This window comes from Streptomyces sp. NPDC029164, assembly GCF_055563995.1.
Map to the genome: position 1 here is coordinate 1 of NZ_JBVHWW010000073.1, position 12,516 is coordinate 12,516.

Consider the following 12,516-nt stretch of genomic DNA (forward strand, 5'->3'; position numbering starts at 1 on the left):
GGGTCCGGGACGGCCACTGCGGGGGGAACGACCAAGAGGCGCGGAAGGTGCGGACAAACCCCGGACGGGAGGACGGGAGAACGGGAGGACGGGGGAAAGGGGGGGGGGGGGGGGGGGAACCACCCCCCCCCACCCGTCCGTTCAGGGTCTGCGCCCGTTGCCGCGGGGTTACTTCACGGCCTTGAGCGCGTCGACCACGCCGTAGCCGTAGTACCCCGTCTGGCCCCACTTGGCCTTGCACGTGGTGGCGTCGATCAGGGCGCCCGCGGCGCTGTAGATCTGCGTCGGGCAGGCCGCCTTCGTGGACTGCGCCTTGAGCATGGCCTGCAGCTGGGAGGGCGTGGCCCCGGGGTGGGTGCTCTTGAGCAGCGCCGCGACGCCCGCGACGTGCGGGGCGGCCATCGAGGTGCCCTGCTTGTAGCCGTAGCCGCCGCCCGGGACGGTCGACAGCACGCGCCCGTTCGCGTCCGGGGTGGCCGGGACCTGCCACCTGTCGCCGCCGGGGGCGGCGACGTCCACGACGCCGAGGCCGTAGCTGGAGTAGTACGAGCGCAGTCCCTTGTCGCCGGTGGCCGAGACGGTGACCACGCCCGGGAGCTGGGTGGGCAGGTCCAGGCAGACGCTCGGGTCGACGGTGCGCGGCACCGGGGTGGTGTCGTTCGGGCTGGTCTCGTCGACGAGGGAGTCGGCCGCCAGGTCCTGGTCGGAGTTGCCGGCCGAGGCCACGTGGAGCGTGCCCTTGCGCTCGGCGTACTTCGTGGCCCGGCCGATGGCCTCCACCAGCGCCTTCTGGTCGTCGTCGGTCTTGCAGTTGAAGAGGTACGGGTCGACGTAGTAGCTGTTGTTGGTCACCTCGATCCCCTTCTCGGCGGCGAACATGAAGCCGCAGACGACCGCCTCGGTGTAGAAGAGGCTGGTCCCGGGCTCGCTCACCTTGATCGCGGCGATGTTCACGCCCGGTGCGACACCGCTGATGCCGAGGCCGTTGCGCGCGGCGCCTATGGTGCCGGCCACGTGCGTGCCGTGGTCGCTGCCGTCGGGGTACGGACGCCAGGCGCCCTCGGTGGTGTCCGCGACGCCGCCGACGCAGTTGGCCGACTGGCCCTTGGAGAAGTTCGGGGCGAGATCGGGGTGGGTGTCGTCCACACCCGTGTCGATGATGCCCACGGTGACGTTCCGGCTGCCATCGTTGATCTTGTGAGCCTCGTCGGCCTTGATCGTCCGCAGGTCCCACTGGTTGGGCTCCAGCGGCTCCTGACCCTCCTGGGCCAGTGCCGCGGCCTTGGCGGCGTCCGCCGCGCTCAACCGCTGCGTCGCGCCTTCCTCGGTGGTCTGCACCGCCTGCATCGGGGCCGTCCGGGTGGCGCCGACGGACACGAACAGACCGCGCTGGGCGCGCAGCTGCTTGGCGAAGTCCGGGTTCTGGGAATGTGCGACGACGACCCCGATCTGCTCATAGGCCGTCACCACCGTTCCGCCGGCCCGCTCGACGGCCTTCTTCGCCGCCTTCACCGTGGCGTACGCGTTCAGGTTCGCCACGTACGACAGCTTGGGCCCGGAGGCCGTGGGCTTCGAGGCCGTCGCCGCGTCCGCCGTGGTGCCGAGCGGTGCGGCGGAGGCCGCGACCGAGGGCAGGAAGGCGAGCGAGGCGGTGAGCGCCAGGCCGACCGGCACGGCGAGGGCGCGCCGGCGGACGGATCCCAGATGAGCCATGGGTTCTCCAGATCATCTTTGAAAAAGCCGTCCGCACGCGGTCGCGTCGGACGGGTTCATGACAAGCGAACCTAGCGCTGCCGTTCGTCCCTGCGCCATCAGTTCGAGAAATCAAAGTCCGAAGAATCCATGGGTGTTGAACCGTTCCGACACGCCGTACGTGCCGTTGACAGGGGGGCTCAGCACCATCGGCCCCCCACACGGAGGTTGTTTTGTCCGTCGTCCCCACCGCACCCGCGTCACAAGGAGATCCCCCCGTGACCACCGAAGCAGCGCCGCCGCCGGGCAGCGCGGGAACGCCCCTGGCGGGCCCCACGGCCGAAGATTTCGCGAGCGTCCAGCAGAGCGCCGAGTTCGCCGAACTGCGGAGCTCCTACCGCTCCTTCGCCTTCCCGCTCACCGTGGCCTTCATCGCCTGGTACCTGCTCTACGTCCTGCTGTCCAACTACGCGGGCGGCTTCATGGGGACCAAGGTCTTCGGCAACATCAACGTCGCCCTGGTGCTCGGCCTCGCCCAGTTCGCGACGACCTTCCTCATCGCCTGGCTGTACGCGCGGCACGCCGCCACCCGGCTCGACCCGAAGGCTGAGGCCATCAAGGCGCGGATGGAGGCCGCGGAATGAGCGGAGCGCTCCACCTGACGACGGCCGCCGGTGCCTCCGAGCACCGCCCGCTGATCATCACCCTGTTCGGGCTGTTCGTCGTCGCCACCCTGATCATCACGATCTGGGCCGGCCGCCAGACCAAGGACGCCGCCGACTTCTACGCGGGCGGCCGCCAGTTCACCGGCTTCCAGAACGGCCTCGCCATCTCCGGTGACTACATGTCCGCCGCGTCCTTCCTCGGCATCGCCGGAGCCATCGCCCTCTTCGGCTACGACGGCTTCCTCTACTCCATCGGGTTCCTCGTCGCGTGGCTGGTCGCCCTGCTGCTCGTCGCCGAGCCGCTGCGCAACTCCGGCCGCTACACGATGGGCGACGTGCTCGCCTACCGGATGCGCCAGCGGCCCGTCCGGACCGCCGCCGGCACCTCCACCATCGTGGTCTCGATCTTCTACCTGCTCGCCCAGATGGCGGGCGCCGGCGTGCTCGTCTCGCTGCTCCTGGGCATCACCAGCGACGGCGGCAAGGTCGCCATCGTCGCGCTGGTCGGCGTCCTGATGATCGTCTACGTGACCATCGGCGGCATGAAGGGCACCACCTGGGTCCAGATGATCAAGGCCGTCCTGCTCATCGCGGGCACCCTCCTGATCACCTTCCTGGTGCTGGTGAAGTTCAACTTCAACATCTCCGACCTGCTGGGCAAGGCCGCGGAGAACAGCGGACAGGGGGCGAAGTTCCTCGAACCGGGGATGAAGTACGGCAAGGACTCGACCTCGAAGCTGGACTTCATCTCGCTCGGCATCGCCCTGGTCCTGGGCACCGCCGGCCTGCCGCACATCCTGATCCGCTTCTACACGGTGCCCACCGCCAAGGCCGCGCGGAAGTCCGTGAACTGGGCCATCGGCATCATCGGCGCCTTCTACCTGATGACCATCGCCCTCGGATTCGGCGCCGCGGCCCTGCTCGACCGCGACGAGATCATCAAGTCCAACAAGGCGGGCAACACGGCGGCGCCGCTGCTCGCCCAGGCGGTCGGCGGAGGACCCGACTCCACCGGTGGCGCGATCCTCCTCGCCGTGATCTCCGCGGTCGCCTTCGCCACCATCCTCGCCGTGGTCGCGGGCCTCACCCTCGCCTCCTCCTCGTCCTTCGCCCACGACCTGTACGTGAACGTGATCCGCAAGGGCAAGGCCACCGAGAAGGAGGAGGTGCGCGCCGCCCGCTGGTCCACGGTCGTCATCGGCGCCGTCGCCATCGGCCTGGGGGCCCTGGCCCGTGACCTCAACGTCGCCGGCCTGGTCGCGCTCGCCTTCGCGGTCGCCGCCTCCGCCAACCTGCCGACGATCCTCTACAGCCTCTTCTGGAAGCGCTTCACCACCCAGGGAGCGCTCTGGTCCATCTACGGAGGGCTGATCTCGGCCGTCGGCCTGGTGCTCTTCTCCCCGGTCGTCTCCGGAAAGCCCACCTCGATGTTCAAGGACGCGGACTTCTTCTGGTTCCCCCTGGAGAACCCGGGCATCATCTCGATCCCCCTCGGCTTCTTCCTGGGCTGGCTCGGAACCGTCCTCTCCAAGGAGAAGGCCGACCCCCAGAAGTTCGCCGAGCTGGAGGTGCGCTCCCTCACGGGAACAGGGGCGCACTGACATCATCCGAACACCCAGCGTGGCCGCGTCGTAGGTCCCTACGACGCGGCCACGTTACGTCTCGTTCATTTGGGCACCTCTTCGCGACACGCGCGTCGCGTAGGCTCGAAATAGAACGCGTGAAGTAGATCCAAATATCGCGCGTACCTCTAGATCCGGACAGGGGAGGGGGCCCACAGTGCTTCTCGACACCTACGGCCGCGTGGCCACTGACCTGCGCGTCTCACTCACCGACCGGTGCAACCTGCGCTGCACGTACTGCATGCCCGAAGAGGGACTGCAGTGGCTCGGGAAGTCCGATCTGCTCAGCGACGACGAGATCGTCCGGCTGATCCGCATCGCCGTCACCCGGCTCGGCATCACCGAGGTCCGCTTCACCGGCGGCGAACCGCTGCTCCGGCCCGGCCTGGTCGGGATCGTCGAGCAGTGCGCGGCCTTGGAGCCCCGCCCCCAGATGTCGCTGACCACGAACGGCATCGGTCTCAAGCGCACCGCGCAGGCCCTCAAGGCCGCCGGCCTGGACCGCGTGAACGTTTCCCTGGACACCCTGCGGCCCGAGGTCTTCAAGACCCTCACCCGCCGCGACCGGCACAAGGACGTCATCGACGGCATGGCCGCGGCCCGCGACGCCGGCCTCACCCCCGTCAAGGTCAACGCCGTGCTCATGCCCGGGCTCAACGACGACGAGGCCCCCGACCTGCTGGCCTGGGCCGTGGAGAACGAGTACGAGCTCCGCTTCATCGAGCAGATGCCGCTCGACGCCCAGCACGGCTGGAAGCGCGACGGCATGATCACCGCCGGGGACATCCTGCAGTCCCTGCGCACCCGCTTCACGCTCACCGAGGAAGGCTCCGAGGAGCGCGGTTCCGCCCCGGCCGAGCGCTGGGTGGTCGACGGCGGCCCGGCCACCGTCGGCGTCATCGCCTCCGTCACCCGCCCGTTCTGCGGCGCCTGCGACCGTACGCGGCTCACGGCCGACGGCCAGGTCCGTACGTGCCTGTTCGCCACCGAGGAGTCGGACCTGCGCGCCGCCCTGCGCTCGGGCGCCCCGGACGAGGAGATCGCCCGGCTGTGGAAGGTGGCGATGTGGGGCAAGAAGGCCGGCTCCGGCCTCGACGACCCGTCGTTCCTGCAGCCCGACCGCCCCATGTCCGCGATCGGCGGCTGACCGCCGTCGGCGGCTGACCCCGGCCGGCCGCCGGCCGGGCTCAGCGCAGGCGCTCCGAGCCCTCCGGCTGCACCCACTCGTCGAGCTTCACGACGTCCTTGAGGAAACCGCGGACCCCCAGGAACTGGGAGAGGTGTTCGCGGTGCTCCTCGCACGCCAGCCAGGTCTTGCGGCGCTCCGGCGCGTGCAGCGTCGGGTTGTTCCACGCCAGGACCCAGACGGCCGCGTCGCGGCAGCCCTTGGCGGAGCAGGTGGGCGTTTCGTCGGGGCCGGAGGGGACACCGGAAGCGTCTGAGGAAGTCACGGCCCAACCCTAGAACGGAAAGGCGACGCCGAGCAGCCACGGGGGGAGCTGCCCGGCGTCGGTCCGTCGCTCCGACGGGGGATGCGGAGCGCGTGAGCAGTATGTCACGCAGGACCCGGTGCAGTGCACCGGAACTTCATGATTGATCTGAGCTTTTCTTGAGGTTTCCCGCGTCCAGCGCCGGCCGCACCGGAGCGGGGATGAAGTGGGAGGGCAGCGAGGGTGTCGACTCGCGCCCCGCGTTGGCGATGACCACGGCCACGTACGGCAGCAGGGCTCCCGCGACGAGCGTCACGATGGCCACCGGGCGCTGCACGTTCCACAACAGCACGGTCGCGATGACCGACAGCGTCCTGATCCCCATCGAGATCACGTACCGGCGCTGGCGGCCCCGCACGTCCTCGTCGAGGCCCATCCGCGCACCGGTGATCCGGAACACCTCGGCCCCGTTCCGCTTCTGCCGCTTCGTCCGTTCCACGCTCCACCGCCCGATCGCCCGCCGGGCGCACCCCGGCCCGGACCCTCCCCACCGTACGCCGCCTGCGCACCGGCGAGGAGAGGGGGCACCCCCATTGGGGGTGCCCGAAATGCGCGGTACGCCGGACGGGCCGAAACTGGGCCCACGTGCGCACAACGCGCCAGGAGGAGGCTCGTCATGAGTTGGTTGTGGGCGATCATCGTCGGTTTCGTGCTGGGGCTGATAGCCAAGGCCATCCTGCCGGGCAAGCAGCACCAGCCACTGTGGCTGACCACTCTCTTCGGCATCGCCGGCGCGGTCCTCGGCAATGCCGTGGCCACCTGGATCGGCGTCGGGGAGACCAGGGGCATCGACTGGATCCGGCACCTGCTGCAGCTCGCCGGCGCGGTTCTCGTGGTCGGGCTGGGCGAAATGCTCTACGGAGCGATCCGGGGCCGCAAGCGGCAGATGACCTGAGGCACTCCGGATCATGACGGAGGGGCCGGCCGGACCCATCGGATCCGAACCGGCCCCTCCGCCGTGTTCCGCGCGCGCCGTCCTACGAGGCGTCAGGCGCCGGTGACCTCGACGGCCGCCAGGTTCTTCTTGCCCCGGCGCAGCACCAGCCAGCGCCCGTGCAGCAGGTCCTCCTTGGCGGGGACCGCGTCCTCGGCGGTGACCTTCACGTTGTTCACGTAGGCGCCGCCCTCCTTCACGGTCCGGCGGGCGGCCGACTTGCTCGCGACCAGGCCGGTCTCCGCGAGCAGGTCCACGACCAGGCCCAGCTCCGGGACCCGGGCGTGCGGCAGCTCGGACAGGGCCGCGGCGAGCGTGGCCTCGTCCAGCTCCGCCAGCTCGCCCTGACCGAACAGCGCCTTCGACGCGGCGATCACGGCGGCGCACTGGTCGGCGCCGTGCACGAGCGTGGTCAGCTCCTCCGCCAGCGCCCGCTGCGCGGCACGCGCCTGCGGCCGCTCGGCGGTCTGCGCCTCCAGCGCCTCCAGCTCCTCACGGGACCTGAAGGACAGGATCCGCATGTACGTGGAGATGTCCCGGTCGTCCACGTTCAGCCAGAACTGGTAGAACGCGTACGGCGTGGTCATCTCCGGGTCGAGCCAGACGGCCCCGCTCTCGGACTTGCCGAACTTGGTGCCGTCCGCCTTGACCATCAGCGGGGTCGCCAGCGCGTGCACCACCGCTCCCGGCTCGACGCGGTGGATCAGGTCGAGTCCGGCCGTCAGGTTGCCCCACTGGTCGGAGCCGCCCTGCTGGAGCACGCAGCCGTAGCGCCGGTACAGCTCCAGGAAGTCCATGCCCTGGAGCAGCTGGTAGCTGAACTCGGTGTAGCTGATGCCCTGGTCGGAGTCGAGCCGCTTGGCGACCGAGTCCTTCGTCAGCATCTTGTTGACCCGGAAGTGCTTGCCGATGTCCCGCAGGAACTCGATGGCGGACATGCCCGCCGTCCAGTCCAGGTTGTTCACCATGAGCGCCGCGTTCTCGCCCTCGAAGGACAGGAACGGCTCGATCTGGGTGCGCAGCCGGGTCACCCAGTTCGCGATCGTCTCCGGGTCGTTCAGGGTCCGCTCGGCGGTCGGCCGCGGGTCGCCGATCTGCCCGGTGGCCCCGCCGACCAGCGCCAGCGGCCGGTTCCCGGCCAGCTGGAGCCGGCGCACGGTGAGCACCTGCACCAGGTGCCCCACGTGCAGCGAGGCGGCCGTCGGGTCGAAGCCGCAATAGAACGTGACCGGACCGTCCGCGAAGGCCTTGCGCAGCGCTTCTTCATCGGTGGACTGGGCGAAGAGCCCACGCCACTTCAGTTCGTCGACGATGTCCGTCACGGTCTCTCGACTCCTTCGGATGATGGAAATTGCAACACTTCGTTGCAACGGTCAGTCTAGGCCGGTCAGACGCCCTTGCTGACCGAACTCATGTTGAAATCCGGGATGCGCAGCGCGGGCATCGCGGCCCGGGTGAACCAGTCGCTCCACTCGCGCGGCAGGGTCTTCTCGGTCCGGCCGGCCTCCGAGGCCCGCGACAGCAGGTCCACGGGGGACTCGTTGAAGCGGAAGTTGTTGACCTCGCCGACGACCTGCCCGTTCTCCACCAGGTAGACGCCGTCCCGGGTCAGCCCCGTGAGCAGCAGCATGGCCGGATCCACCTCGCGGATGTACCAGAGGCAGGTCAGCAGCAGACCGCGCTCGGTCCCCGCCACCATCTCCTCCAGGGACTTCTCGCCGCCCCCGTCGAGGATCAGGTTCCCGAAGCCGGGGGAGAGCTGCATGCCGGTCAGCCCGGCGGTGTGCCGGGTCGTGGTCAGACGGGCCAGCTGCCCCTCGCGGATCCACTCGGTCGCCGGGACCGGCAGGCCGTTGTCGAAGACCGAGGCGTCGTCGCCGGAGCTGTGCGCGATCACGAACGGCGCGCTCTCCAGGCCCGGCGCGTTCGGGTCGCTGCGCAGCGTCAGCGGCAGCTCGGACAGCTTCTCGCCGAGCCGGGTGCCGCCGCCGGGCTTGGAGAAGACCGTACGGCCCTCCACCGCGTCCCGGGCCGCCGCCGACCACATCTGGTAGATCAGCAGGTCCGCCACGGCCGTCGGCGGCAGCAGGGTCTCGTACCGCCCGGCGGGCAGGTCGATCTTCCGCTCCGCCCACCCCAGGCGTACGGCGAGCTCCGCGTCCAGCGCGGTCGGGTCCACGTCCTTGAAGTCACGGGTGGAGCGGCCGGCCCAGGCCGAGCGCTGCCGGTCCGGCGACTTCGCGTTGAGCTCCAGCGTCCCCTTGGGCTGGTCGTGGCGCAGCCGCAGCCCGGTGGAGGTGCCGACGTACGTCGAGACCAGCTCGTGGTTGGCGAAGCCGTACAGCTCGCGGCCGCCCGCCCGGGCCCGGGCGAAGGCCTCGCCGAGGGCCGGGGCGAAGTCCGCGAACACCGCCGAGGTGGTCTCGGCCGGGGCGTCGGTGAAGTCCGGCGAGGCCGGGGTCCCGGTGACCAGCGGCTGCGCGTCCTCCGCCGGGCCCGCCCCGCGCGCGGCCGCCTCGGCGGCCCGCACCAGCGGCTCCAGGTCGGCCGCGGTGACGGCGGAGCGCGAGACGACCCCCGAGGCCGTGCCCTCCTTGCCGTCGACCGTGGCGATGACCGTCAGGGACCGGCCCCGGGTGACGCCGTTGGTGGTGAGCGCGTTGCCCGCCCAGCGCAGGTTGGCGCTGGACTCCTCGTCGGCGATGACGACACAGCCGTCGGCGGTGGACAGCTCCAGCGCCCGCTCGACGATCTCGTGGGGCTTGGTGCGTCCGTTCGAAAGCGTGCTCATCGGCCGGCCTCCTGCGTGGTGTTCAAGATGTTCACGTCGCGGAACAACGCGGACGGGCAGCCGTGCGAGACCGCCGCGACCTGGCCGGGCTGGGCCTTCCCGCAGTTGAAGGCGCCGCCCAGGACGTAGGTCTGGGGGCCGCCGACCTTCTCCATCGAGCCCCAGAAGTCGGTCGTGGTGGCCTGGTACGCGACGTCGCGCAGCTGTCCGGCCAGCCGGCCGTTCTCGATCCTGTATGCCCGTTGCTGGGTGAACTGGAAGTTGTACCGCTGCATGTCGATCGACCAGGAGCGGTCGCCGACCACGTAGATCCCCCGCTCCACGCCGCCGATGAGGTCCTCGGTCGAGAGCCCGCCCGGATCCGGCTGCAGCGAGACGTTCGCCATCCGCTGGACGGGCACGTGCCCGGGGGAGTCGGCGTAGGCGCAGCCGTTGGAGCGGCCGAGGCCGGTCAGCTTCGCGATCCGCCGGTCCAGCTGGTAGCCGACCAGGGTGCCGTCCTTGACCAGGTCCCAGGACTGCGCCTGGACGCCCTCGTCGTCGTACCCGATGGTCGCCAGACCGTGCTCCGCCGTGCGGTCACCGGTCACGTTCATGATCGAGGAGCCGTACGTCAGCTTGTTCAGCTGGTCGAAGGTGGCGAAGGAGGTCCCCGCGTACGCCGCCTCGTAGCCCAGGGCCCGGTCGAGCTCGGTGGCGTGGCCGATCGACTCGTGGATGGTGAGCCACAGGTTGGACGGGTCCACCACCAGGTCGTAGCGCCCGGCCTCGACGCTCGGCGCCCGCATCTTCTCGGCGAGCAGGCCGGGGATCTGCTCCAGCTCGGCGTTCCAGTCCCAGCCGGTGCCGGTCAGGTACTCCCAGCCACGGCCGGCGGGCGGGGCGATGGTGCGCATCGAGTCGAACTCGCCGGTCGTGCCGTTCACGGCGACGGCCGTGAGCTGTGGGTGGATCCGCACCCGCTGCTGCGTGGTCGAGGTGCCCGCGGTGTCGGCGTAGAACTTGTTCTCGTGCACGGCGAGCAGCGAGGCGTCCACGTGTGCCACCCCGTCGGCGGCCAGCAGCCCCGCGCTCCACTCGGCGAGCAGCGCCGCCTTCTCCGCGTCCGGGACCTCGAAGGGGTTCACGTCGTAGGCGGAGATCCAGGTGCGGTCCGCGTGCACGGGCTCGTCCGCGAGCTCCACGCGCTCGTCCGAACCGGCAGCCTTGATCACCTGGGCGGACAGCTTCGCCATGGCCACGGCCTGGGAGGCCACCTTGGCGGCGGCGTCCATGGTGAGGTCCACGCCCGAGGCGAATCCCCAGCTGCCCCCGTGGACCACCCGGACCGCGAATCCGAGGTCGGTGGTGTCGGACCCGCCGGCGGGCTTGGCGTCCCGCAGGCGCCAGGAGGCGCTGCGGATCCGCTCCAGCCGGAAGTCGGCATGCTCGGCGCCCAGCGCGCGGGCCCGGGCGAGCGCCGCGTCGGCGAGCGCCCGCAAGGGAAGCGCGGTGAAAGCCGCGTCGATGGAATGGGGCACGGAAGTCCTCCCGGGGTCGGAGCCGGTCGCCCCGATCATGTCGCGATCGGGGCCTTCGTGCCTACATCTTTCTGTAGGGACTCGACAGAGCCCGCCGCGAGGCCCTGTGGGGGGTCGATTCTCCGTACGAGCGATGCGACCTATAGGTTTTTGGTATTCAGACCGCTAGCGAAAGGGTGATCCGTTGAGCCGCTCGGTTCTCGTCACCGGAGGAAACCGGGGCATCGGCCTCGCCATCGCCCGAGCCTTCGCGGAGGCCGGCGACAAGGTCGCGATCACGTTCCGGTCGGGTGAGCCGCCGGAGGCCCTCACCTCCCTCGGTGTCCTGGCGGTGCGGTGCGACATCACCGACTCCGAGCAGGTGGAGCAGGCCTACAAGCAGATCGAGGACGCGCACGGCGCGGTCGAGGTGCTGGTGGCCAATGCCGGCATCACCAAGGACACGCTGCTGATGCGGATGTCCGAGGAGGACTTCGCGTCCGTCGTCGACACGAACCTCACCGGCACGTTCCGGGTGGTCAAGCGCGCGAACCGTGGCATGCTCCGTGCCAAGAAGGGCCGCGTCGTCCTGATCTCCTCGGTCGTCGGACTGCTCGGCTCGGCCGGCCAGGCCAACTACGCCGCCTCGAAGGCCGCGCTGGTCGGCTTCGCCCGCTCGCTCGCCCGTGAGCTGGGTTCCCGCAACATCACCTTCAACGTCGTCGCCCCCGGTTTCGTGGACACCGACATGACGAAGGTGCTCACCGACGAGCAGCGCGCGGGCATCGTGGGCCAGGTGCCGCTCGGCCGTTACGCGCAGCCCGAGGAGATCGCGGCAGCCGTCCGCTTCCTGGCGTCCGACGACGCCGCGTACATCACCGGAGCCGTCATTCCCGTTGACGGCGGATTGGGCATGGGTCACTGATCGCCATGAGTGGAATTCTCGACGGCAAGCGCATCCTCATCACGGGGGTGCTGATGGAGTCGTCCATCGCCTTCCACGCCGCCCGGCTGGCCCAGGAGCAGGGCGCCGAGGTCGTCCTCACCGCGTGGCCGCGTCCGAGCCTGACCGAGCGCATCGCCAAGAAGCTGCCCAAGCCGGTCAAGGTGATCGAGCTCGACGTCACCAACGAGGAGCATCTCGCCCGCCTGGAGGGCCTCGTCCGCGAGGAGCTCGGCGGCCTCGACGGTGTCGTCCACTCGATCGGCTTCGCGCCGCAGGACGCCCTCGGCGGCAACTTCCTGAACACCCCGTTCGAGTCGGTCGCCACCGCCATGCACGTCTCGGCGTTCTCGCTGAAGTCGCTGACCATGGCCTGCAAGCCGCTGTTCCCGGTGGAGGGCGCGGCCGTCGTCGGCCTCACCTTCGACGCGCAGTTCGCGTGGCCGCAGTACGACTGGATGGGCCCGGCCAAGGCCGCCCTGGAGGCCACCAGCCGTTACCTCGCCCGCGACCTGGGCAAGGAGAACATCCGCTGCAACCTGGTCTCGGCCGGTCCGATCGGGTCGATGGCCGCGAAGTCCATCCCGGGCTTCGGCGAGCTGGCCGACGTCTGGAACTCCCGCTCCATGCTGGAGTGGGACATGAGCGACCCGGAGCCGACGGGCAAGGCCATCGTGGCCCTGCTGTCGGACTGGTTCCCGAAGACCACCGGCGAGATCGTCCACGTGGACGGCGGCCTGCACGCGATGGGTGCCTGACCTCGGGTCGGCACTCCTGCGTCCGTACGGCGGGGGGGGGGGGGGGGGGGGGGGGGGGGGGGGGGGGGGGGGGGGGGGGGGGGGGGGGGGGGGGGGGGGGGGGGGGGGGGGGGGGGGGGGGG

At 70.4% G+C, this 12,516-nt stretch carries 12 protein-coding genes; 6 read left to right on the top strand and 6 right to left on the bottom strand.

What is annotated here, in order from left to right; all coding sequences use genetic code 11:
* Nucleotides 1-168: 168 nt before the first annotated feature.
* Complete coding sequence (locus tag ACZ4VT_RS36780; protein WP_467955712.1) at nucleotides 169-1,713, bottom strand: S8 family serine peptidase; 1,545 nt, start codon at nucleotides 1,711-1,713, stop codon at nucleotides 169-171.
* Nucleotides 1,714-1,970: 257 nt separating this feature from the next.
* Between ACZ4VT_RS36780 and ACZ4VT_RS36785 the strand changes: the two genes are divergently transcribed.
* The 3 genes from ACZ4VT_RS36785 (at nucleotide 1,971) to moaA (ending at nucleotide 5,126) form a co-directional block, all read left to right on the top strand.
* Nucleotides 1,971-2,336, top strand: a complete 366-nt coding sequence (locus ACZ4VT_RS36785) for a DUF485 domain-containing protein (RefSeq protein ID WP_327413178.1) — start codon at nucleotides 1,971-1,973, stop codon at nucleotides 2,334-2,336.
* Nucleotides 2,333-3,958 carry a solute symporter family protein gene (locus ACZ4VT_RS36790; protein WP_467955713.1) on the top strand — a complete coding sequence of 542 codons (1,626 nt, stop codon included), beginning with the start codon at nucleotides 2,333-2,335 and terminating at the stop codon, nucleotides 3,956-3,958. Before ACZ4VT_RS36785 ends, ACZ4VT_RS36790 begins: the two co-directional genes overlap by 4 nt.
* A gap of 178 nt (nucleotides 3,959-4,136) precedes the next feature.
* Nucleotides 4,137-5,126, top strand: coding sequence for a GTP 3',8-cyclase MoaA (gene moaA / locus ACZ4VT_RS36795; protein WP_467955714.1), 990 nt, complete (start codon nucleotides 4,137-4,139; stop codon nucleotides 5,124-5,126).
* A gap of 40 nt (nucleotides 5,127-5,166) precedes the next feature.
* Here moaA and ACZ4VT_RS36800 read toward each other — a convergent pair whose 3' ends face one another.
* Together ACZ4VT_RS36800 and ACZ4VT_RS36805 are read right to left on the bottom strand one after the other, a co-directional pair.
* Entirely contained in the window at nucleotides 5,167-5,430 is a 264-nt protein-coding gene (locus ACZ4VT_RS36800) for a hypothetical protein (RefSeq protein ID WP_362805689.1), read from the bottom strand.
* Between the two features lie 136 nt (nucleotides 5,431-5,566).
* On the bottom strand, nucleotides 5,567-5,845 hold the full coding sequence (locus ACZ4VT_RS36805; RefSeq protein ID WP_361757390.1) for a DUF3099 domain-containing protein: 279 nt from the start codon (nucleotides 5,843-5,845) through the stop codon (nucleotides 5,567-5,569).
* A 240-nt stretch (nucleotides 5,846-6,085) separates the two neighbouring features.
* Between ACZ4VT_RS36805 and ACZ4VT_RS36810 the strand changes: the two genes are divergently transcribed.
* Nucleotides 6,086-6,364, top strand: coding sequence for a GlsB/YeaQ/YmgE family stress response membrane protein (locus ACZ4VT_RS36810; RefSeq protein ID WP_467955715.1), 279 nt, complete (start codon nucleotides 6,086-6,088; stop codon nucleotides 6,362-6,364).
* A 92-nt stretch (nucleotides 6,365-6,456) separates the two neighbouring features.
* Here ACZ4VT_RS36810 and tyrS read toward each other — a convergent pair whose 3' ends face one another.
* The 3 genes from tyrS to ACZ4VT_RS36825 all read right to left on the bottom strand — a co-directional run bounded on the left by tyrS (nucleotide 6,457) and on the right by ACZ4VT_RS36825 (nucleotide 10,714).
* Entirely contained in the window at nucleotides 6,457-7,725 is a 1,269-nt protein-coding gene (gene tyrS, locus ACZ4VT_RS36815; RefSeq protein ID WP_467955716.1) for a tyrosine--tRNA ligase, read from the bottom strand.
* A gap of 65 nt (nucleotides 7,726-7,790) precedes the next feature.
* On the bottom strand, nucleotides 7,791-9,194 hold the full coding sequence (locus ACZ4VT_RS36820; protein WP_467955717.1) for a metallopeptidase TldD-related protein: 1,404 nt from the start codon (nucleotides 9,192-9,194) through the stop codon (nucleotides 7,791-7,793).
* Nucleotides 9,191-10,714 carry a TldD/PmbA family protein gene (locus ACZ4VT_RS36825; RefSeq protein WP_467955718.1) on the bottom strand — a complete coding sequence of 508 codons (1,524 nt, stop codon included), beginning with the start codon at nucleotides 10,712-10,714 and terminating at the stop codon, nucleotides 9,191-9,193. Before ACZ4VT_RS36825 ends, ACZ4VT_RS36820 begins: the two co-directional genes overlap by 4 nt.
* A gap of 184 nt (nucleotides 10,715-10,898) precedes the next feature.
* Between ACZ4VT_RS36825 and fabG the strand changes: the two genes are divergently transcribed.
* Together fabG and fabI are read left to right on the top strand one after the other, a co-directional pair.
* Nucleotides 10,899-11,618 carry a 3-oxoacyl-[acyl-carrier-protein] reductase gene (fabG, locus tag ACZ4VT_RS36830; RefSeq protein WP_030717003.1) on the top strand — a complete coding sequence of 240 codons (720 nt, stop codon included), beginning with the start codon at nucleotides 10,899-10,901 and terminating at the stop codon, nucleotides 11,616-11,618.
* A gap of 5 nt (nucleotides 11,619-11,623) precedes the next feature.
* The gene (gene fabI / locus ACZ4VT_RS36835) at nucleotides 11,624-12,394 is read left to right on the top strand and encodes an enoyl-ACP reductase FabI (protein WP_362805699.1); all 771 of its coding nucleotides are present in this window, start codon (nucleotides 11,624-11,626) and stop codon (nucleotides 12,392-12,394) included.
* Nucleotides 12,395-12,516 lie beyond the last annotated feature (122 nt).